The sequence below is a fragment of the Neorhizobium turbinariae genome (assembly GCF_023223505.1).
Lineage (GTDB): Bacteria > Pseudomonadota > Alphaproteobacteria > Rhizobiales > Rhizobiaceae > Neorhizobium > Neorhizobium turbinariae.
Window position 1 is genome coordinate 120973 of sequence record NZ_JALPRY010000016.1, and the last position, 21379, is coordinate 142351.

Here is a 21379-nt window from a genome sequence, read left to right on the forward strand (position 1 = left end):
ATTGCCATCCAAGCGCCAGGCCCTGGAGACAGGGATCAGCAAAATCTTGAATTCGTTTGATTATCTTCCAGAACCGGTAAGGCGTCGGCCCTACCCTTTCCGACTTTCGCGGTCCGTCTAGCATAGGATGTAGGCCACCGCAACACGGCAGATAATGGAAAAACCCCAAGACACAGGGAGTCTCGGCGGATTTTGCTGCGGCAAGGTGCGACTTACCGGCCAAGCATTAGCTCAGGCCGAGTTACGAGACATCAGAGATAGCCAAAAACATAGGCGAATGGCCCGGCCGCCAGCACAACCTGGAGTAGGAAAATCGCGACATTTGGCAGGGTGAGCGCCCGGTCCGTGAAGCACGAAACCAGCCTTCCGAAGGCCGCAAAACCGACCGCTATCCCGAGCGTCAGGTAGATCCAGTCCTGCGCCAGCATGATCGCCGCAAGGCCAAGCCCGACGTGATGCGCACCGGCGGCGCGGGTGGCGGCATAGCCTTCCGGTCGGATCGCGCCGATCTGGAACGCCGAAAGCCGAAGCGCAGACGCCGGCAGCAGGAAGACCAGGAGGCCGATGATTGCCGTCGCGGCAGCACAGACGAAGGCCGCCTGCTCGCCAAGTTCGGTCGGAAAGTACAGTTCCATTCACGCCTCGTATGTCGATTCGGCTGATCTTACCGCATGCCGCAAAGGCCATGCAAAGGCGGCTACAGAAAACTCTGCGGATCGATGTCGAGCTGGATCTGCACCGAGCCCCGCTGTTTCGGCCCGTTGTCGATCATCGCCCGCAGGAAACCCTGCATGTCTGAATTCCGTCGTCCATGCACCAGAAGCCGGAAGCGGTGGCGACCGCGAACCAGCGCAAGCGGAGCCTCCGCCGGTCCCAGAACCGAGATGCCCGTCACCTTCGGCGCCGCAGCCCGCAAGCCACGCGCATGCGTTTCGGCATCGGCGCGCGTATCGGCCGACACGATCAGCGAGGCAAGCCGCCCGAATGGTGGAAGGATGGCCTTCTGCCGCTCCTCGATCTCCCGCTCGTAAAATGCACCGGCATCGCCGGAAATGATCGCCTGCATCACCGGATGCTGCGGCTGGAATGTCTGCAGCAGGCCGTGGCTCTTCAGGCCGGTACGGCCGGCGCGGCCGGTGACCTGGCTCAGCAGTTGGAATGTCCGTTCCGCCGCCCGCGGATCGCCATTCGAAAGCCCGAGGTCGGAATCGACAATGCCGACCAGCGTCATCAGCGGGAAGTTATGGCCCTTGGCGACCAGTTGCGTGCCGATGACGATATCGGCCTCGCCGTTTGCGATCGCCTCGAGCTCCAGCCGCATCCGTTTCACGCCACCCAGCAGGTCGGATGACATGACGATCGTGCGGGCATCCGGGAAATGCCGTTCCACCTCCTCGGCGATCCGCTCGACACCCGGGCCGCAGGCGACGAGGTGATCGAGCGTCCCGCATTCGGGACAGGCCTCCGGCGTGCGCTCGGAATAACCGCATTGGTGGCACTGGATCTGGCTCTTGAAGCGGTGCTCCACCAGCCAGCTCGAACATTGCGGGCACTGGAAACGGTGTCCGCAGACGCGGCAAAGCGTCAGCGGCGCATAACCACGCCGATTGAGGAAGAGCAGCGCCTGCTCCTTGCGGTCGATCGTCTTGGCGATCGCCCGAAGAAGCACGGGCGACAGGAAGCCACCGCGTTCCGGCGGGTGGCGGCGCATGTCGATGAGATGCAGGTCGGGCATTGCCGCATCACCGAAGCGGGTCGGCAGATGCACGGTGTTGTAGCGGCCCGACAGGCCGTTCACCTGGCTTTCCACAGAGGGCGTCGCCGAGACCAGCACGATCGGGAAATCGCCGATCCGGGCCCGCACCACCGCCATGTCGCGCGCATTGTAAAACACCCGATCCTCCTGCTTGTAGGCAGGGTCATGTTCTTCATCAACGATGATGAGGCCGAGATTCTCGAACGGCAGAAACAGGGCCGAACGGGCGCCCGCCACGACCTGCACATCGCCAGTCACCACGCCACGCCACACCTTCTCGCGGATCCGCGGCGAAAGGTCGGAATGCCATTCGCCCGGCTTTGCGCCAAAGCGCTGCTCGAAGCGCTCCAGGAAGCTTGAGGTGAGCGCGATCTCCGGCAGCAGGATCAGCACCTGCTTGCCCCGGCGAAGCGTTTCGGCAATCGCCTCGAAATAAACCTCGGTCTTGCCGGATCCGGTGACGCCATCGATCAGCGATGCCGCAAAGCCGCCGGCACGTATGGAGGCGATGATTTCTTCCGCCGCCTGCTTCTGCGGGCCTTCGATGCGCGGCGCCACGAAATCCGGATCGGGCGTTGCGACCACCGGCGGCGGTGCCAGGAAAATCGTCTCGAAAACGCCCTGCTGCGTCAGGCCATCAATCACGCTGAGCGACACGCCAGCCGCATTGGCAAGTCCGCTGCGGGTCCAGGGCACATCCTGCTCGCGGATCAGGTCAAGCACTTTGGATCGCGCCGGCGTCAGGCGCTCCGGCTGCCCACCGACGTAGCGCAGTCCTTCCACCATCGGCTCCGGATCGAGGGCCGCCGGCGCCCGGATCGCCATGCGTGCTACAAGCCCTGGCGGCGAAAGCGTATAGGCCGACACCCAGTCGATGAAGTCGCGCATTTCCTTCGACAGCGGCGGGCAGTCGAAGGCGAGCGTGATCGGTCTCAGCTTCTTGGGATCAAGCTTGGCGGAGACGCCGTCGTCGCTGGTGCCGTCCCAGACGACGCCGATCACCTGCCGCGGCCCGACCGGCACCTGGACCACCGAGCCCGGCGCGACATGCATGCCTTCGGGCACGGCATAACTATAGGCACCCGCCACCGGCAGCGGCACCAGAACAGGCACCACATGCGTCGGAGGCCCGGCCTCCGGCAGGGTATCGCCAAACAGCGAAGGAAGGATGTCGGACGAATCTTTGCCCATGCGGCCGGACATTGCCCCGGATGAGAACAAAAGTGAACCCCGAAGCTAGTCGTCTTCCTCCATCAGTCCCGTCAGCCGCATGCCTTCAATCCAGGTCGCACTGTCCTTGCGGATCACCCGCTTCGGCCGCACCCCGCACTGTTCCTCCACCGCAAAAGCCAACGGCTGGGAATGGGTGACCACCCAGACCTGGCTTGCCTGTGCTGCCTGCCCGATCATCCCGGCAAGCGCCTTGAGCATATCCGGATGTAGGCTCGCCTCCGGCTCGTTCAACGCGATCAGCGGCGGTTGCCGGTAGGACATCAGCGCTGCGGCAAGTCCAAGAAAGCGGATCTGCCCGTCCGACAATTCGCGCGGCTGGAAGACGCGATGCGGGAAGTCGGGAAAGGTCAGGCCGAACTCGGCATATTCGCCGGGCGCCGGTACCTGCAGCTTGGCGCCGTTGAGGGCGGAAGCGACGGCACGATCAAGCTCCACCGTATCGCCACGGGTGTGGACAAGCGTTGCAAACACAGCCGCCATGTTGCTGCCGTCCTCGGCCAGCAGCGGCGATGTCACCGCAAGGCAGGGATTGCGCAGCGGTGATTGCCGATCAGTCCGGAAGCCGTGGAAGAACCGCCATCCTTCCACCAGCCTGCGAAAAGCGCCGATCTCGGGGTAATGACCGGCGTCACCGAGCAGGGCGATTGCGGTCTCCGAGGTCATCGCCTGCTCCGGATATTCCTCCATCCGCCCAGCCGGCCCCCGCACCATGATGCCTGGCCCTGCCCGCTTCATCATCGTCACCGGCCGCGATCCGGTTTCCACCGAAAGCTCTTCGGCCTTCACCTGCGGCTCGAAAGCAAAACCCGCCGCATCGATCGGAGGCCGCAAACCCGCCTCGACGCGGTAGCGGAAGGTGATCGCCCGCTCCTCGTCCAGCACCTCGACTTCAAGCTTGATGCGGAAATTCTTTTCCTCGCGCCGCCGGCCGGACCAGAGCGCCGAGGCCATGCCGCCCTCTGCCGCAATCTCATAAGCCAGCGTTCCGCGCACCGCCGCCTGCACCAGTTGCAGCGCCCGGTAGAGGTTCGACTTGCCGACCCCGTTCTCGCCAATGAACACGTTGACATCTGCGAGATCCATACGGATCGAGCGCAGGGAACGGTAGTTCTGGGCAAACATGGAGCGGAGCAGCATGCCGCACCTCTACACCATGAGCATGATCGGGTGGAAGCAGCCCGTCATGCGGCGACGGATGCGTCGCGCGCCGGCATCGCGAAGCGTGCGTCGCTATCGTCAGCCAGATCGATGACTGTGTGATGCTCCAGCGCCTTCGTCACGTCGCCGATCTCGCCCTCCAGCTCTTCCGGCTGGATCATCTGGCCTACGGTGAAGTCGAAATGGTTGCCCTTCTTGTTGAGCAGTTCGTAGAATACGGTCATGTCGCGAAGTTCGGTCGACCATTTCGCCAGCCAGTAGAACAGCCCGGAATTGCGCGCCCGCATGTGGATCGGCAAGATCGGCAGGTTGTATTTCCGCGCCAGCCCCACGGCCGAAGTCTTCCACGGCCGCTCGTTGAGCTTGCCGTTTTCCCAATAGGCGATGCGGCCGGAGGGAAACAGCACCATCACCTTGCCGCCCTCGACCGTCTTGTTGGTCAGCACCAGCGTTTCGCGCGTCTTCAGCTTGCTCTTGTATTCCTCGCGCCATTCCACCGGGATGATCATTTCGGCAAACCGCGGATTGACCCGCACCGCATCGCGGTTGGCAAAGATCATCAGGTCCGGCCGGCGCGGTTTCAACAGGTCGAAGATTGCAACGCCGTCGGCAATGCCGGTCGGATGGTTGCTGACAAGAATGAAGCCACCCTTTTCTGGGATGCGCTCCGCATGGGCCACCGTCAGGTTGAGCTTCAACAGGTCGCTCATGTATTCGAACGACTGGAAGCCGCTGAGGCCCTGGATGTCGTTGGCAAACCTGATCGCCCGGTTGTAGCGCAGCAGCGAATATAGAAGGGGTCGCATCGCCGGCCAGGCCGGATGCTGGACGATGCGCTCGCCGCGCTCGGCGATCAGCGTGTCGACGATATGTCCGGGTTTGCCATGTGAGAGGAGAGCCAGAGTTTCCGCGAAATGGCCGAAACTGTTGGTCAAGGCGCGGCGTTCCATGAAGACTCCTGAGGACGGGACGACACCGCCATCTGTTCACCCAACTGCGGCAAAATTGGCTTCTGCCGACGGCAGCCTTAGCGAAATCGTAAGGCGGTCAAAGCAATCTGGGGCGAGCATGCTTCAAATTCAACAGGCTCCCCATGAACGAACTGCTGATCATCGCGGCCCCCGATGTGGTGGCGAAGCGCCATGAATGGCTGCAGAGCCTGGCAGGCGAGCGCCGGCTTTCGGACAACACGCTGCAGGCCTACGAGCGCGACACGCGCCAGTTCCTGACCTTCCTGACGAGGCATCTCGGCGAGCCACCGAAGCTCGAAGACATCCACACATTGCGACCCGCCGACCTGCGCGCCTTCCTCGCTGCCCGCCGGCGCGAAGGCTCCGGCGCCCGTTCGCTTGGCCGGCATCTGGCGGGCCTGAGGTCCTTCCTGCGCTATCTCGAACGCAAGGGACTGGTGAATGCCGCAGCCGCCGGCGCCATCCGCGCGCCCAGGCAGCCGAAGTCGCTGCCCAAGCCGCTCACCGACAACCAGGCGCTCACGCTCGTCACCAAGGATGCGCAATTGCAGGAGGAGCCGTGGATCGCCGCCCGCGACGCCGCCGTGCTGTCGTTGCTCTACGGCTGCGGCCTGCGTATCTCGGAAGCCCTGGGGCTCACGCCTGCCGACATTCCGGCCGGCACGAAGACACTGCGGATCACCGGCAAGGGCGGCAAGGTGCGCATCGTGCCGCTTCTGCCCGTCATTGCCGAAGCCGTCGCCACCTACCGCAAGCTCTGCCCCTACCATATCGAGGAAAACGACCTGCTGTTCCGGGGTGCCCGTGGCGGTCCGCTGCAGCCGGCGATCATCCAGCGCGAGATGCAGAAGCTGCGCGGCGCGCTCGGCCTGCCGGAAACGGCAACGCCGCATGCGCTGCGCCATTCCTTCGCGACACATCTTCTCGCCGGCGGCGGGGATCTGCGCACCATCCAGGAACTGCTCGGCCACGCCAGCCTTTCAACCACGCAGATATACACCGGCGTCGATTCCGCCCGACTGCTCGAGGTTTACGACCGCGCCCATCCCCGCGCGTGAACCTATGGTTAACCAAGGCCGTTAAGGGCTTGTGCAGCCGGCACACCTAGACTGGCTGCACCCATTTGACGGATGCCATGATGACTCCCGCACCTTCCTCGCTTCCCGGCGCTCTCCTTCTTCGCGCCCAGGACATGACGCTCTGGCTGCTTGCAGCGCTCCACCTCCTGGCCCTCGCCTCCCTGCTGCTGATCCTCGGTTTTGCCGATGGTGCCCGCGCGCAGACGCCGGCCTGCAGCGGCGAAAACGTGCTCGAAGCGCTGAAGACGGAAAACCCGCAAGCCTACGACAAGGTCATGGCGGAAGGCGAAGCCGTGCCGAACGGCAAGGGCATCTTCTGGAAGGTGGAAAAGCCGGGGCTTGAGCCGTCCTACATGCTCGGCACCATGCATGTTGCCGATCCGCGCGTGCTGGAGATGCCGGCCGGCGCAAGGGACGCTCTCGCCCGCGCCAAGACCATCGTCGTGGAATCCGACGAAGTGCTCGATGAAAGCAAGGCCATGGCCGCACTTCTGATGAAGCCGGAACTGACCATGTTCACCGACGGCCGCTCCATCGAAACACTCGTGCCGCCGCAGGACCTGCAACTCCTCAAGGATGGCCTGAAAGCCAAGGGCATCACCCTTTCGGCGGTCTCCCGCATGAAGCCGTGGATGCTGATGAGCATGGTTTCGATCCCGGCTTGCGAGCTCGCACGCAAGGGCGGAGGCAACCTGTTCCTCGACAAGAAGATCGCCAAGGAAGCAGCTGCGCAGGGCAAGCAGGTCAAGGGCCTGGAAACCCTGGAAGAGCAGGCGAACGCCATCAACGCGATCCCGCTCGAACTCCATATCAAGTCACTGGTCGAGGCGCTGAAGCTCGGGCCCAAGTTGGACGACGTCTTCTTCACGATGACCGAAGTCTACCTATCCGGCAATATCGGCATCATCCAGCCGATGCTGAAGGTCGTCGCGCCCGATGGCACTGAGGACCAGGCCGGTTATGCCGAGTTCGACGAGCTCGTCATCACCAAGCGCAACCAACTGATGGCCGAGCGTGCGGCACCGATTTTCGCTGAAGGCAGCGCCTTCGTGGCCGTTGGTGCGGCCCACCTTCCGGGCGCCCAGGGCCTGATCGAGCTTCTGCGCCGCCAGGGTTTCACCGTCACTGCGGTAAACTGACAACGTAAGGCAGACAAAGAAAAAGGGCGGGAAAATTCCCGCCCTTTTTCTTGCTTGGTGCGATCACATGTGGATCGGCTTGAAGAAGGTGCCGAGTGCAGCTTCCTTCACCGCTTCCGACATCGTCGGATGCGCGTGGCAGGTGCGGGCCAGGTCTTCCGAGGAACCGCCGAACTCCATCAGCACGGTGATCTCGTGGATCATCTCGCCGGCGCCGAAGCCGATGATATGGCCGCCGAGCACCCGGTCGGTTTCCTTGTCGGCGAGGATCTTCACGAAGCCGTCGGTCGCCAGCATGGCGCGCGCGCGGCCATTGGCGGTGAACGGGAACTTGCCGACCTTGTAGGCGATGCCTGCAGCCTTCAGCTCTTCTTCCGTCTTGCCGACGGAGGCCACTTCCGGCTGGGTGTAGACCACGCCCGGAATGACGTCATAGTTCACATGGCCGTGCTGGCCGGCGAGGATCTCGGCCAGTGCCACGCCCTCGTCCTCGGCCTTGTGCGCCAGCATCGGGCCCTTCACCACGTCGCCGATCGCATAGATGCCAGCAACATTGGTCTTGAACTGGCCGTCGATCTCGACGCGGCCGCGGTTGTCGAGCGCCACGCCGGCTTCCTCGAGGCCAAGGCCTTCGGTGTAGGGCTTGCGGCCGGTCGAAACCAGCACGATGTCGGCTTCGATCGTCTGGGCTTCGCCACCCTTGACCGGTTCATAGGTCACCTTGGCGCCGGACTCCGTCTTCTCGACAGCCGTCACCTTGGCTTCGGTGCGAATATCCATGCCCTGCTTGGCCATCATCCGCTGGAACTGCTTGGAAACGTCGGCGTCCATGCCACCGAGCAGCTTGTCGAGATATTCGACGACCGTCACCTTGGCGCCGAGGCGCAGCCAGACCGAACCGAGTTCCATGCCGATGACGCCGCCGCCGACGACGACCAGGCTCTGCGGCACCTTGTCGAGTGCAATCGCACCGGTCGAGGACACGATGGTCTTCTCGTCGATCTCGACATTGAGACCCGGAATGCCGGCAACATCCGAACCGGTGGCAATCACGATGTTCTTGGTTTCCAGTTCCTGGACCTTGCCGTCGTCACCGGTCACCGAAACCTTGCCGGCGGAGACGATCTTGCCGGTGCCGATGAAGCCATCGATCTTGTTCTTCTTGAACAGGAAGGACACGCCGTCGACGTTGGACTTCACGGTCGCATCCTTGTGCGCCATCATCTTTTCGAGGTTGAGCTTGGGAGCCTCGACCTCGACGCCGAGCGCATCCATGCCATGGGCGGCGTGGTGGAACATCTCGGAGGCATGCAGCAGCGCCTTGGACGGAATGCAGCCGACGTTCAGGCAGGTGCCGCCATAGGTCGCGCGCTTTTCAACGACTGCCACCTTGAGGCCAAGCTGGGCAGCCTTGACTGCGCATACATAGCCGCCGGGACCGCTTCCGATGACGACAACATCATAAGCCATTGTAGTTTTCCTTCCGTTGTTCTCTTAGCGCCCACCGCTCACATTGAGGATCGCGCCAGTTATATAGGATGCACCGGGCGAAAGGAGGTAGAGAACGGCATCCGCCACCTCTTGCGCCTGCCCCGGGCGTTGCATGGGAATATTGGGCGCCATGTCGCGCGCCCGGTCCGGCAGGCCGCCGGACGCATGGATGTCCGTCTCGATGACACCAGGGCGGATCGCATTGACCCGCACGCCTTCCGCCGCCACTTCACGCGACAGGCCAACCGTCAGCGTGTCGATGGCGCCCTTGGAAGCGGCATAATCGACATATTGCGCCGGCGACCCGATGATCGCCGCCATGGACGAGATGTTGACGATCGCGCCGCCCTTGCCTCCGTGCTTGGTGGACATGCGACGCACCGCATGGCCGGCGCAGAGGATGGAGCCTGTCACGTTGATGCGCATCATCCGCTCGAGCCGTTCGACGCTCATCTCGTCGACACGCTGCGGCATGTCGACGATACCCGCATTGTTCACCAGCGCATCGAGCCGCCCGAAGTGCCGGTCCACCGCTGCAAACATTGCATCGATGTCGGCGGCATTGCCGACATCGCCCTTTATTGCAGTCGCGTCGCCGCCGGCCGCCTTGATCTTCTCGACCACGGCTTCGGCAGCCTGTGCATTCGAGGCGTAGTTGACGGCGACACGCCAGCCGTTGCGGGCCGCGAGCAGGCAAACGGCTGCGCCGATGCCACGGCTTCCGCCGGTCACGAGCATGACAGGTGTATCAGTCATCCATTGCACCCCTTGAACGCGTAAAGATCCCATGGAACGGACTTCAGCCCGCTTTTGTCCCAAAGCTGCGAATGGCGGATCGCCGGGCCAAAACCAGGCAGCAGAACCGCATCGGGTGCCGGCGTTCCCTCGCCACCCAGAACGTCAATCCCGGCGTCGCTAGGGTTCACCGAGTAGAGAACGCCCGTCCATACCGTGCAGGCGCGCAGCTCTGCGCCTGTCGCGTCACCCTCGGGGCAGTTGTTCATGATCATGCCGGCCGGACGCTGCGATTCCTCGTCATACATCACATGGCCGTCAAGTTTCAGCTTTGCCCCCGTTACCGAGAACATGTGGCTGACGGCGGCAGCATCGGAACCTACGGGTCGGAAGGCAAGCTCCGTCCCGCCATCGGCTTCGGCAAAGACCGCCTTCTCGATCGGGCAGCGCTCCTGCGCCAAGGCGAAAGCCGGCGTCAGGCAGATCGTGATGAGCGATGCCTTGAACAGCCGCTTCATCGCATCACCGGAACAGCGCAAACATCATGGCCAGCAGCCCGATGAGGCTGATCAACCAGACGAAGGAGCGGAAATAGGGAATGCCGGCGAGGTACAGCGGCAGATAGACGATGCGCGCCACGAACCAGATCCAGGCGCCGATCAGCCCCCAGTAGGAAGCGTCGTCGCCGGAAAAGGCGACGCCGAGCAGCAAGCCGATGAAGGCCGGATAGGTTTCCTGGAAGTTTCTGGAGGCGCGGGCCGCACGCCCGGCCAGCGGGCTCTTGGGCTCAAGGCCCTCGTCCCGCGGCCCCGCATTCCACTGCGAGCCAAGTTCGCGGGTCGCGAACATGCCCTGCAGCAGGATGTGGACGACCAGCAGGACGACGCTCAGGGCAAGCAGCGTCATGTAAGGCGTTGCCGTGACCCCAAGCGCTTCCATGGCTTTTCTCCAGTCTTAGAGATCGAGAACCAGACGCTCCGGATCTTCCAGGCTTTCCTTGACGCGGACGAGGAAGGTCACTGCTTCCTTGCCGTCGACGATGCGGTGATCGTAGGAGAGAGCCAGGTACATCATCGGACGGATCACGACCTGGCCGCCGATCGCAACCGGGCGCTCCTGGATCTTGTGCATGCCGAGGATACCCGACTGCGGTGCGTTGAGGATCGGCGAGGACATCAGCGAACCGTAGACGCCACCATTGGTGATGGTGAAGGTGCCGCCCTGCATGTCGGACATGGCGAGCGAACCGTCACGGGCTGCCTTGGCAAGACGGCCGAGTTCCTTTTCGACGCCGGCGATCGACAGCTGGTCGGCATCACGGATGACCGGAACGACGAGGCCCTTGTCGGTGCCAACAGCCATGCCGACGTGGCAGTAGTTCTTGTAGATGATGTCGGTGCCATCGATCTCGGCGTTGATCGAGGGGATTTCCTTCAGCGCGTGGGTAACGGCCTTCGTGAAGAAGCCCATGAAGCCCATCTTCACGCCGTGCTTCTTCTCGAAGATCTCCTTGTAGCGGTTGCGCAGGTCCATGACCGCCTTCATGTCCACCTCGTTGTAGGTGGTCAGCATGGCGGCCGTGTTCTGCGCGTCCTTGAGGCGACGTGCGATGGTCTGGCGCAGGCGCGTCATCTTCACGCGTTCTTCGCGGGCTGCATCGTCAGCAGACGAAACCGGACGCGGGGCAGCCGGTGCTGCGGCCGGAGCGGCAGCTGCCGGGCCCTTGGCGATCGCTGCAATCACGTCGCCCTTCAGCACCTGGCCGCGCTTGCCGGAGCCTTCGATGTCGCCCGTCGAGACGTTGTTGTCGGCAGCAAGCTTGGCGGCAGCCGGAGCCGGCGGCATGGACGAACCGGAGGAAGCCGGTGCGGCTGCAGCGGCAGGAGCCGGAGCAGCAGGTTCGGCAGCCTTTGCCGGAGCAGCTTCGGCCGGAGCCGAGGTCGCGGCGCCTGCGGCACCTTCGGCGATCTGGCCAAGCAGGGCGCCAAGGCCGACGGTTTCGCCGTTCTGGGCAACGATTTCGGTCAGAACACCGGCAGCCGGGGCCGGCACTTCAACAGTCACCTTGTCCGTTTCGAGCTCGAGAAGCGGCTCGTCGGCCTTCACCGTGTCGCCGACCTTCTTGAACCAGGTGCCGACGGTTGCCTCGCTGACGGATTCTCCCAAGGTGGGAACGCGGATTTCAGTGGCCATTGTGTTTACGTCCTGAATGGTTGTTTGCGTTTATGCGGCAGCCGCGGCACCGCCCGCGGATGTCCTGAGAATGATGGAGGGCATGGGAGATATGTCAAACTTGAAGCCGAGGCCGGCGGTCACGATCGGGTCACCATCGGCGAGATCGCGCGCAGCAGCCTCGTCGGAAACTTCCACCAGCGCCAAGCCGAAGGCCCCGCCTTCAGCGAAGACGGGACCCACGGCGATTGCGACACCCTGAAGGGCAAGACCCTGCCAGTAACCGAAATGCGCCTGCATCGCCGTTTTTTCCTCCGGCGATGCATCATGCGGGAAGCTCGGTCTTGGCGCGATCAGCTTCAGGTGAAAGTAGGCCATCGGCCCGTCTCCTTAGCCGCCGAGCGCGTCTTCGAGGAAGGCTTCGAGCTGCGCCAGGTGCTTCGACATCTGGCCCGTTGCAGGCGATGCCGCAGCCGGGCGACCGGTGTAGCGAACGCGCTGGTACTTGGCATCAATATGCGCCAGCACCCATTCCAGATACGGATCGATGAACGACCAGGCGCCCATGTTCTTGGGCTCTTCCTGGCACCATACCATCTCCGCATTGCGGAAGCGGCTGAGTTCGTTGATCAGCGCCTTAGCCGGGAACGGATAGAGCTGTTCGATGCGCAGCAGGTAGATGTCGTCGATGCCACGCTTTTCGCGCTCTTCGAGCAGGTCGTAATAGACCTTGCCGGTGCAGAGCACGACGCGGCGGATCTTGGCATCCTTCTGCAGCTTGATCGGGCCGTCCTTGATGACTTCCGCATCGTCCCACAGGAGACGGTGGAAGGAGGACTCGCCCGCCATTTCAGCCAGCGTCGATGTTGCACGCTTGTGGCGCAGCAGCGACTTCGGCGTCATCAGGATCAGCGGCTTGCGGAAGTCGCGCTTTACCTGGCGGCGCAGGATGTGGAAGTAGTTCGACGGCGTCGTGCAGTTGGCAACCTGCATGTTGTCTTCGGCGCACATCTGCAGCCAGCGCTCGAGGCGGGCCGACGAGTGTTCCGGACCCTGGCCTTCATAGCCATGCGGCAGCAGGCAGACGAGGCCGGACATGCGAAGCCACTTGCGCTCGCCCGACGAGATGAACTGGTCGAACACGACCTGCGCACCGTTGGCGAAGTCGCCGAACTGGGCTTCCCAGAGCGTCAGCGCGTTCGGGCGGGCCAGCGAGTAGCCGTATTCGAAGCCAAGAACGGCTTCTTCCGAAAGCATCGAGTTGATGACTTCATAGCGCGCCTGGCTCGGAGACAGGTTGGCGAGCGGGATGTAGCGCTCTTCGGTTTCCTGGTCGTAGAGAACCGAGTGACGCTGCGAGAACGTGCCGCGTTCGCAGTCCTGGCCGGAAAGGCGGATCTTCGTGCCTTCGATCGCGAGCGAACCGAAAGCCAGCGCTTCGGCCATGGCCCAGTCGATGCCTTCGCCGGTCTCGACCATCTGCGCCCGGTTTTCCATGAAGCGCTTGATCGTGCGGTGCACGTTGAAGCCTTCCGGAACCGTCGACAGCTTGCGGCCGATCTCGCGCAGTTCCTTCATCGGAACGGCGGTCTTGCCGCGACGCTGCTCGTCGGCATTGTCGGCAGAGCGCAGGCCGGTCCACTGGCCGTCGAGCCAGTCGGCCTTGTTCGGCTTGTACGACTGGCCGGCTTCGAATTCAGCCTCCAGATGCGCACGCCAGTCGGCCTTCATCTTCTCGAACTCGCCTTCGGTCAGCAGGCCTTCGGCAATCAGGCGCTCGGCGTAGAGCTGGGTCACCGTCTTGTGGTTACGGATGACCTTGTACATCTTCGGCTGCGTGAAGCTCGGCTCGTCGCCTTCGTTGTGGCCGAAGCGGCGGTAGCAGAACATGTCGACCACGACCGGCTTGTGGAACTTCATCCGGTACTCGGTCGCGATCTTGGCTGCGTAAGTCACAGCTTCCGGATCATCACCGTTCACGTGGAAGATCGGCGCTTCGATCATCTTGGCGACGTCGGACGGATAAGGCGACGAACGCGAGAAGGCCGGATTGGTGGTGAAACCGATCTGGTTGTTGATGATGAAGTGCATCGTTCCAGCGACGCGATGGCCGCGCAGGCCCGAGAGGCCGAGGATTTCGGCAACCACGCCCTGGCCGGCAAAGGCCGCATCACCGTGGATGAGGAGCGGCAGGACCTTGGCGCGCTCCTTGAGCGGAATGATGTCGCCTTCCCATTCCTTGGCCAGCATGTCCTGCTTGGCGCGCGCCTTGCCCATCACGACCGGGTTGACGATCTCGAGGTGGGACGGGTTCGCGGTCAGCGACAGGTGAACCTTGTTGCCGTTGAATTCGCGGTCGGACGAGGCACCCAGGTGGTACTTCACGTCGCCGGAACCTTCAACTTCATCAGGCTTGAACGAACCGCCCTTGAACTCGTGGAACACGGCGCGGTGCGGCTTGCCCATGACGTTGGTGAGCACGTTCAGGCGGCCGCGGTGGGCCATGCCGAGAACGATTTCTTCAAGGCCGTCCTGGCCGCCGCGCTTGATGATCTGCTCGAGCGCCGGGATCAGCGATTCACCGCCGTCGAGGCCGAAGCGCTTGGTGCCCTTGAAGCGGACGTCGAGGAACTGTTCGTAACCTTCGCCTTCCACCAGCTTGGAAAGGATGGCCTTCTTGCCTTCCGGCGTGAACTCGATGCCCTTGCCCGGGCCTTCGATCCGTTCCTGAATCCAAGCCTTTTCTTCCGGGTTCGAGATATGCATGAACTCGACGCCGATCGTGGAGCAGTAGGTGCGCTCCAGGATGTCGATCATTTCGCGCAGCGTGGCGCATTCGAGGCCGAGCACGTTGTCGATGAAGATCTTGCGGTCGTAATCGGCTTCGGTGAAACCGTAAGCCGAAGGCGACAGTTCGTTATAGTCTTCCACCGGTGCGGCCAGGCCGAGCGGGTCGAGCTTGGCATGCAGGTGGCCGCGCATGCGATAGGCGCGGATCATCATGATGGCGCGCACGCTGTCGCGGGTCGCCTGGTGCACGTCGGCGTCGCTGGCCGGCTTGCCGGATGCCGCAGCGGCTTCCTCGACCTTGGCCTTGACCTTCTTTTCGATCGCCTTTTCAACCGCCGGCCAGTTGCCGTCGAGAGCCGAAACCAGTTCGCCATTGGCGACGATCGGCCAGTTCTTGCGCTGCCACGAGGCTCCCGCTGCCGCCTTCTTCACGTCTTCCGGGTTGTCGGCCAGCGCCTTGAAGAAGGCCTGCCACTCCGGTGCAACGGAATTCGGGTCATCCTCATAGCGGGCATGCAGCTGCTCGATATAGGCAGCATTCTGTCCGTCGAGGAAGGAGGTGATGAGAAACTGCTCGTTGGCTTCTTGCCGTGCCATTGCGTATTGCGGGCGCCGCGCCCGCCTCCTCACGTAATCGGATCCGAAATGCCCGGGCTCCGCATTTTCTTGGTCTTCGCTTTGATATCTCGAACCGCCGGGGCGGCCATGCGCAGTGCATCTACGCTGAATTCAGGTGACATGCTGACAGCCAGCAGGTCACCTCACTCTCATCATCCTGCACCAGGACAGCCGAGACTTACCCTCGCCTGCCCGAATCTGCCGGATCACCCGCCGTTCATAAGCCCGGCGGGTGTCCCTTATGTGGCGTCAGCCCTTGAGGACTTCAACCAGCGTCTTGCCCAGGCGGGCCGGCGACGGCGAGACCTTGATACCGGCCGATTCCATGGCCGCGATCTTGGATTCTGCGTCACCCTTGCCGCCGGAAACAACTGCGCCGGCGTGGCCCATGGTGCGGCCCTTCGGCGCGGTACGGCCGGCGATGAAGCCTGCCATCGGCTTCTTGCGACCCTTCTTCGCTTCGTCCTTGAGGAACTGCGCCGCGTCTTCTTCAGCCGAGCCGCCGATTTCGCCGATCATGATGATCGAGGTCGTGGCTTCGTCGGCGAGGAACATCTCGAGCACGTCGATGAACTCGGTGCCCTTGACCGGGTCGCCGCCGATGCCGACAGCCGTCGTCTGGCCCAGGCCCTCGTTGGAGGTCTGGAAGACGGCCTCGTAGGTCAGCGTGCCGGAGCGGGAAACGATACCGACCGAACCCTTGCGGAAGATCGAGCCCGGCATGATGCCGATCTTGCATTCTTCCGGTGTCAGGATGCCCGGGCAGTTCGGTCCGAGCAGGCGCGACTTCGACTTGTCCAGCCGTGCCTTGACCCGCACCATGTCCATCACCGGAATACCTTCGGTGATGCAGGTGATGAACGGGATCTCGGCGTCGATCGCCTCAATGATCGCGTCCGCGGCACCTGCCGGCGGAACGTAGATCACGGATGCATCGGCACCGGTCTTTTCCTTGGCTTCGGCAACGGAAGCAAAGATCGGCAGGGTTTCGCCCTTCGAGCCGGTCCAGGTTTCGCCACCCTTCTTGGGATGGATGCCGCCGACCATCTGCGTGCCATAGTAAGCGAGCGCCTGTTCGGTATGGAAGGTGCCGGTCTTGCCGGTCAGGCCCTGAACCAGGACCTTGGTGTTCTTGTTGACGAGAATGGACATAAGTTCCGGTCCTTCAATTAGGCGTTGATCGCCGCGACGATCTTCTTGGCCGCATCGTCCAAGTCGTCAGCTGCCGTGATCGCAAGACCCGATTCATTCAGGATCTTCTTGCCGAGTTCCACATTGGTGCCCTCGAGGCGCACAACCAGCGGAACCTTGAGACCGACTTCCTGAACGGCCGCAACAACGCCCTCGGCGATGACGTCACACTTCATGATGCCGCCGAAGATGTTGACGAGGATGCCTTCGACCTTCGGATCAGCCGTGATGATCTTGAAGGCTGCCGCGACCTTCTCCTTGCCGGCGCCACCGCCGACGTCGCAGAAGTTGGCAGGCTCCTTGCCGTAGAGCTTGATGATGTCCATCGTTGCCATGGCAAGACCGGCGCCGTTGACCATGCAGCCGATGTTGCCGTCGAGGGCAACGTAGGCGAGGTCCCACTTGGAGGCTTCGATTTCCTTGGCGTCTTCCTCGGTCTCGTCGCGCAGCGCCTTGACGTCGTCGTGACGGAACATCGCGTTGCCGTCGAAGGAAACCTTGGCGTCGAGAACGCGCAGGTGGCCATTTTCCATGACGATCAGCGGGTTGATCTCGAGAAGGGCCATGTCCTTCTCGCTGAACGCCTTGTAGAGGATCGGGAACAGCGACTTCGCGTCTTCGGCAGCAGCGCCTTCGAGCGCCAGCGCCTGCGAGATCTTCGCAACGTCGTCAGCCGTCACACCGGCTTCCGGGTCGATTGCGATCGTGTGGATCTTCTCCGGCGTGTCGTGGGCGACAGCCTCGATGTCCATGCCGCCTTCGGTCGAGACAACGAAGGCAACCTTGCCGACGGAGCGGTCGACGAGCAGCGAGCAATAGAGTTCGCGAGCAATGTCGGCGCCGTCTTCGATGTAGAGGCGGTTCACCTGCTTGCCGGCTTCGCCGGTCTGGGCCGTCACCAGCGTGTTGCCAAGCATTTCCTTGACGTTGGCAACAACTTCATCGATCGACTTGGCGAGGCGAACACCGCCCTTGGCGTCGGGGCCGAGTTCCTTGAACTTGCCCTTGCCGCGGCCGCCGGCGTGGATCTGGCTCTTGACCACGTAAAGCGGGCCCGGCAGCGACTTTGCAGCCGCCTCAGCCTCTTCCGCCTTCAGGATGGCAACGCCTTCCGCAACCGGTGCGCCATAGCTCTTCAGGAGAGCCTTGGCCTGATATTCATGAATGTTCATGGGGTCTATCCCTATTGAGTGTGCGTCGACGCCGATTACTTCAGGGCAGGAGCGATGTTCATGCAAGCTTCGCAGAGGCCGGCAACGGCGCCGACAGACTTCTGGAAGGCTGCTTCTTCGTCCTTGTTGAACTCGACTTCGATGACGCGCTCGACACCGCCGGCACCGAGAACAACCGGTACGCCGACGTACATGTCCTTGACGCCGTACTGGCCCGCGAGGTGGGCAGCAACCGGCAGGACGCGCTTCTTGTCCTTGAGGTAGGATTCAGCCATTTCGATCGCCGAGGCGGCCGGCGCGTAGTAGGCCGAACCGGTCTTCAGCAGGCCAACGATCTCGGCGCCACCGTCACGGGTGCGCTGGATGATCTCTTCGAGACGCTCCTGCGTCGTCCAGCCCATCTTCACGAGGTCCGTCAGCGGAATGCCGGCAACGGTGGAGTAACGTGCGAGCGGAACCATCGTGTCGCCGTGGCCGCCGAGAACGAATGCGGTGACGTCCTGGACGGAAACGTTGAATTCCTCAGCGATGAAGTGGCGGAAACGACCGGAGTCGAGAACGCCGGCCATGCCGACAACCATGTTCTTCGGCAGGCCGGAGAACTTCTGGAGCGCCCAGACCATCGCGTCGAGCGGGTTGGTGATGCAGATCACGAAGGCGTTCGGGGCATACTTCTTGATGCCGGCGCCGACCTGTTCCATGACCTTGAGGTTGATGCCGAGAAGGTCGTCGCGGCTCATGCCCGGCTTGCGGGCAACACCGGCGGTGACGATGCACACGTCAGCGCCTTCGATGGCGGAATAGTCGCTTGCGCCGGAAAGCTTGGCGTTGAAGCCTTCAACCGGTCCGGACTGCGCAATGTCCAGTCCCTTGCCCTGCGGGATACCGTCGGCAATGTCGAACAGGACGATGTCGCCCAGTTCCTTCAAGCTGGCCAGGTGAGCCAGCGTGCCACCGATCATGCCAGAACCAATAAGTGCGATCTTCTTGCGCGCCATCGAAAAGCTTCCTCTCGAGATCCGAACCACAGCAAGCTCTGGAGCCCGCCAATGTGCCAGATCGCATAGACCTAACGCGCAAAAAACGCAATGGATTCTTTCCGACCCAGTATTTTCAATCGGTTAGAATGCAAAACTCTTACGTAAACGTAAGATAATCATTAACGGAAATTAAGCCCGTCGCCGCTTTTCCTGATGCATCTCCAGGTAATCCTGGCTCCGCATCTCGAACAGCCGCGAAACGGTCCGGTCAAACTCGAAGCCTTCCGTGCCGCGCCGCTCGAGAAGAATGTCTTCCGGAGCAGTGGCCGCAGACACGAACAGGCGAACGCCATGGTCATATAGGGCGTCAACGAGATTGATAAACCGCTTGGCCTCATTTCGCTTGTCGGGGCCAAGTTGCGGCACATGCTCGACGAAAACGGAGTCGAACCGGTCGGCGATCGCGAGGTAGTCGGAGGCGCCGAGCGGCTTGCCGCAGATGTCGCTGAACTGGAAGCGTGCCGCACGTCCGGCTGCCGAGGGCACATGGATGCTGCGCCCCTTCCTCGGGATTTCCATCGGCGCCGACTTCAGGCCTTCGGTCACCTGGTGCCAGGAGGATTCCATCGCGGCATCGGTGCGCGCGTCGAGCGGCGTGAGATAGACCGGCAGGCTCGCAAGCTTCTGCATCCGGTAGTCGGTCGGGCTGTCCAGCGTCACCACGTCGACATACTTGCCGAGCAGCGCAATGAAGGGCAGGAACAGCCCGCGGTTGAGCCCGTCCTTGTAGAGGTTCTCCGGCGCCACGTTGGAAGTGGCGATCAGCACGCAGCCGAGCCCGAACAGTTCGGTGAACAGGCGCGCCAGGATCATCGCATCGGTGATGTCGGTGACCGAGAATTCGTCGAAGCACAGCAGCTCGGCCTCGGCAAAGATCGCCTCCGCCACCGGTGGCACGGGATCGGACTGCTTCGTCTCGCCCCGCTTCAGCTTCTGCCGGTGCTCGTGGATGCGATTGTGCACATCCGCCATGAACTCGTGGAAATGCGCCCGGCGTTTCTTTTCCGTCGGCGCCTTCTTGAAGAACATGTCCATCAGCATGGTCTTGCCGCGACCAACGCTGCCATGCACGTAGAGCCCGCGGATCTCGCGCGGCTTGCCGCCGCCCTTGGCAAACAGCCAGCCGAGCGCACTCTTCTTCTTCGAAGGCTTGGTGTCCCGCAGGCAAGTCAGGACATGGTCGAGCTTTGCAGCGACATCGAGCTGCGCGGCGTCAGCCGTCAAGGTGCCCGACGCAGTCAGCGCCTTCAGCTCCTCGACGACACTCGTCGTGTATTTCGGTATGGGTTCCAAAAGACGCCCTCGGAGGCGAGGGCTTAGCGGCTGAGGCTCACCGGCTGTCCGGAGTTCAGCGTGCCGTCGAACTTGTTCTCGGCCGTCTTGTAGACGCGGCCGATCACGTCGCCGGAGCGGTTCTTGAACTGCACCATCTTGCCCGACACTTCCCAGGAGCCCATCGCTGTCAGTTCGCCCGCGCAACCGCGCGTACCGCCGCGCGAGCCGCTGCCGAGATTGGTGAGCGTCAGGAACATGTCGCAGGACTGGCCGGCGTTGGAAACACGCCAGTTGCCGACCATGGCTTCCTTCTTGATGTCGAGCGCGCTTGCCGGGGCAGCCGCGTTCGGATCAAGCGCTGCCATGTCCTGGCCGGCCGCCGGCGCAGACGGGTATTGCGACGCGCCACCTGGAGGCGGAAGTTCGCTGCCCTGGACCGAAGGAACCGGCTGGGCCTGGAGAGGGGCAGGTTGAGCGGGCTGGGCCGGAAGGCCACTGTAGAGATTGTTCGACGTCCGCTGGCAACCGGCAAGCGCCATGGCTAGAACCAAAGTCGTCGCCACATATCTCATCTGCATACTACTACTCCTGCTTTCAGTCCTCATCCGCCCGGCCACTGATTAAGACCGCATTAGCGTAAAGCGAATTGGTTAATCAAGTCGTACCGGAACAATTCGGCATGCCTGTGACGCGTCTTGTCTCACAGGAAGGAGAGTGGTGAGCCGGCCGATCCCGCACGTCGCGCGACCGGCCGGCAATCTCGGGTCAGACGCGGCGCTCGACCATCATCTTCTTGATTTCGGCAATCGCCTTGGCCGGGTTGAGGCCCTTCGGACAGGTCTGCGCACAGTTCATGATCGTGTGGCAGCGATAAAGCCGGAAGGGATCCTCGAGATTGTCGAGGCGCTCGCCCTTGGCTTCGTCGCGGCTGTCGATCAGCCAGCGATAGGCCTGCAGGAGAACAGCCGGGCCGAGGTAGCGGTCGCCGTTCCACCAGTAGCTCGGACAGGAGGTCGAGCAGCAGGCGCACAGGATGCACTCGTAGAGGCCGTCGAGCTTGAGGCGGTCCTCATGGCTCTGCTTCCATTCCTTGGCCGGCTGCGGCGATACCGTCTTCAGCCATGGCTCGATCGAGCGGTGCTGGGCGTAGAAGTTGGTGAGGTCCGGCACGAGGTCCTTCACCACCGGCATGTGCGGCAGCGGATAAACCTTCACCGTGCCCTTCACGTCGTCCATGCCCTTGGTGCAGGCCAGCGTGTTCGAGCCGTCGATGTTCATGGCGCAGGAGCCGCAGATGCCTTCGCGGCAGGAGCGGCGCAGCGTCAGCGTCGGGTCGATCTTGTTCTTGATGTAGAGAAGACCATCGAGAACCATCGGCCCGCAGTCGTCCACGTCGACATAGAAGGTGTCGATGCGCGGGTTCTGTCCGTCGTCCGGGTTCCAGCGGTAGATGCGGTATTCCCGGACATTCTTGGCGCCGGCCGGCTTCGGCCAGACCTTCCCCTCGGTCATCTGGGAATTTTTCGGTAGAGCGAGTTCAACCATGTTCCAGGTCCTTT

The 21379-nt window shown here is 62.7% G+C and carries 19 protein-coding genes; 2 read left to right on the plus strand and 17 right to left on the minus strand.

The window, feature by feature from the left end; all coding sequences use genetic code 11:
- Positions 1–251 precede the first annotated feature (251 nt).
- The 4 genes from M0654_RS14910 to M0654_RS14925 all read right to left on the minus strand — a co-directional run bounded on the left by M0654_RS14910 (position 252) and on the right by M0654_RS14925 (position 5097).
- Positions 252–635 carry an AGROH133_08824 family phage infection protein gene (locus tag M0654_RS14910; protein ID WP_248683794.1) on the minus strand — a complete coding sequence of 128 codons (384 nt, stop codon included), beginning with the start codon at positions 633–635 and terminating at the stop codon, positions 252–254.
- Between the two features lie 62 nt (positions 636–697).
- On the minus strand, positions 698–2947 hold the full coding sequence (locus tag M0654_RS14915; RefSeq protein WP_248683795.1) for a primosomal protein N': 2250 nt from the start codon (positions 2945–2947) through the stop codon (positions 698–700).
- Positions 2948–2992: 45 nt separating this feature from the next.
- Complete coding sequence (locus M0654_RS14920) at positions 2993–4126, minus strand: AAA family ATPase (RefSeq protein ID WP_248683796.1); 1134 nt, start codon at positions 4124–4126, stop codon at positions 2993–2995.
- Between the two features lie 44 nt (positions 4127–4170).
- A complete protein-coding gene (locus M0654_RS14925; RefSeq protein WP_248683797.1) occupies positions 4171–5097 on the minus strand; it encodes a GNAT family N-acetyltransferase in 927 nt (308 codons plus the stop codon).
- A 143-nt stretch (positions 5098–5240) separates the two neighbouring features.
- Here M0654_RS14925 and M0654_RS14930 point away from each other — a divergent pair, with 143 nt between their 5' ends.
- Together M0654_RS14930 and M0654_RS14935 are read left to right on the plus strand one after the other, a co-directional pair.
- Complete coding sequence (locus tag M0654_RS14930; RefSeq protein WP_248683798.1) at positions 5241–6176, plus strand: tyrosine recombinase XerC; 936 nt, start codon at positions 5241–5243, stop codon at positions 6174–6176.
- A gap of 80 nt (positions 6177–6256) precedes the next feature.
- Entirely contained in the window at positions 6257–7336 is a 1080-nt protein-coding gene (locus M0654_RS14935; RefSeq protein ID WP_248683799.1) for a TraB/GumN family protein, read from the plus strand.
- Positions 7337–7399: 63 nt separating this feature from the next.
- On the opposite strand, the gene lpdA is transcribed toward M0654_RS14935, so the two are convergent.
- From lpdA to M0654_RS15000, 13 genes are all read right to left on the minus strand, one after another.
- Positions 7400–8806, minus strand: coding sequence for a dihydrolipoyl dehydrogenase (lpdA, locus tag M0654_RS14940; protein ID WP_118850867.1), 1407 nt, complete (start codon positions 8804–8806; stop codon positions 7400–7402).
- A 24-nt stretch (positions 8807–8830) separates the two neighbouring features.
- Positions 8831–9583, minus strand: a complete 753-nt coding sequence (locus tag M0654_RS14945; RefSeq protein ID WP_248683800.1) for an SDR family oxidoreductase — start codon at positions 9581–9583, stop codon at positions 8831–8833.
- Complete coding sequence (locus M0654_RS14950) at positions 9580–10080, minus strand: hypothetical protein (protein ID WP_248683801.1); 501 nt, start codon at positions 10078–10080, stop codon at positions 9580–9582. Before M0654_RS14950 ends, M0654_RS14945 begins: the two co-directional genes overlap by 4 nt.
- A 4-nt stretch (positions 10081–10084) precedes the next feature.
- Complete coding sequence (locus M0654_RS14955; protein ID WP_118850870.1) at positions 10085–10501, minus strand: MAPEG family protein; 417 nt, start codon at positions 10499–10501, stop codon at positions 10085–10087.
- A 15-nt stretch (positions 10502–10516) separates the two neighbouring features.
- The gene (gene odhB / locus M0654_RS14960) at positions 10517–11755 is read right to left on the minus strand and encodes a 2-oxoglutarate dehydrogenase complex dihydrolipoyllysine-residue succinyltransferase (protein ID WP_248683802.1); all 1239 of its coding nucleotides are present in this window, start codon (positions 11753–11755) and stop codon (positions 10517–10519) included.
- A gap of 30 nt (positions 11756–11785) precedes the next feature.
- Entirely contained in the window at positions 11786–12112 is a 327-nt protein-coding gene (locus M0654_RS14965) for a YciI family protein (RefSeq protein WP_248683803.1), read from the minus strand.
- Positions 12113–12124: 12 nt separating this feature from the next.
- Positions 12125–15121 carry a 2-oxoglutarate dehydrogenase E1 component gene (locus M0654_RS14970; RefSeq protein WP_248683804.1) on the minus strand — a complete coding sequence of 999 codons (2997 nt, stop codon included), beginning with the start codon at positions 15119–15121 and terminating at the stop codon, positions 12125–12127.
- A 270-nt stretch (positions 15122–15391) separates the two neighbouring features.
- Complete coding sequence (gene sucD, locus M0654_RS14975; protein ID WP_118850874.1) at positions 15392–16294, minus strand: succinate--CoA ligase subunit alpha; 903 nt, start codon at positions 16292–16294, stop codon at positions 15392–15394.
- A 17-nt stretch (positions 16295–16311) separates the two neighbouring features.
- Entirely contained in the window at positions 16312–17505 is a 1194-nt protein-coding gene (sucC, locus tag M0654_RS14980) for an ADP-forming succinate--CoA ligase subunit beta (RefSeq protein WP_248683805.1), read from the minus strand.
- A gap of 35 nt (positions 17506–17540) precedes the next feature.
- Entirely contained in the window at positions 17541–18503 is a 963-nt protein-coding gene (gene mdh, locus M0654_RS14985) for a malate dehydrogenase (RefSeq protein ID WP_118850876.1), read from the minus strand.
- A gap of 171 nt (positions 18504–18674) precedes the next feature.
- Entirely contained in the window at positions 18675–19838 is a 1164-nt protein-coding gene (zapE, locus tag M0654_RS14990; protein ID WP_248683806.1) for a cell division protein ZapE, read from the minus strand.
- A gap of 23 nt (positions 19839–19861) precedes the next feature.
- Positions 19862–20398, minus strand: a complete 537-nt coding sequence (locus tag M0654_RS14995; RefSeq protein ID WP_248683807.1) for a protease inhibitor Inh/omp19 family protein — start codon at positions 20396–20398, stop codon at positions 19862–19864.
- A gap of 187 nt (positions 20399–20585) precedes the next feature.
- Positions 20586–21365, minus strand: coding sequence for a succinate dehydrogenase iron-sulfur subunit (locus M0654_RS15000; RefSeq protein WP_248683808.1), 780 nt, complete (start codon positions 21363–21365; stop codon positions 20586–20588).
- Positions 21366–21379 lie beyond the last annotated feature (14 nt).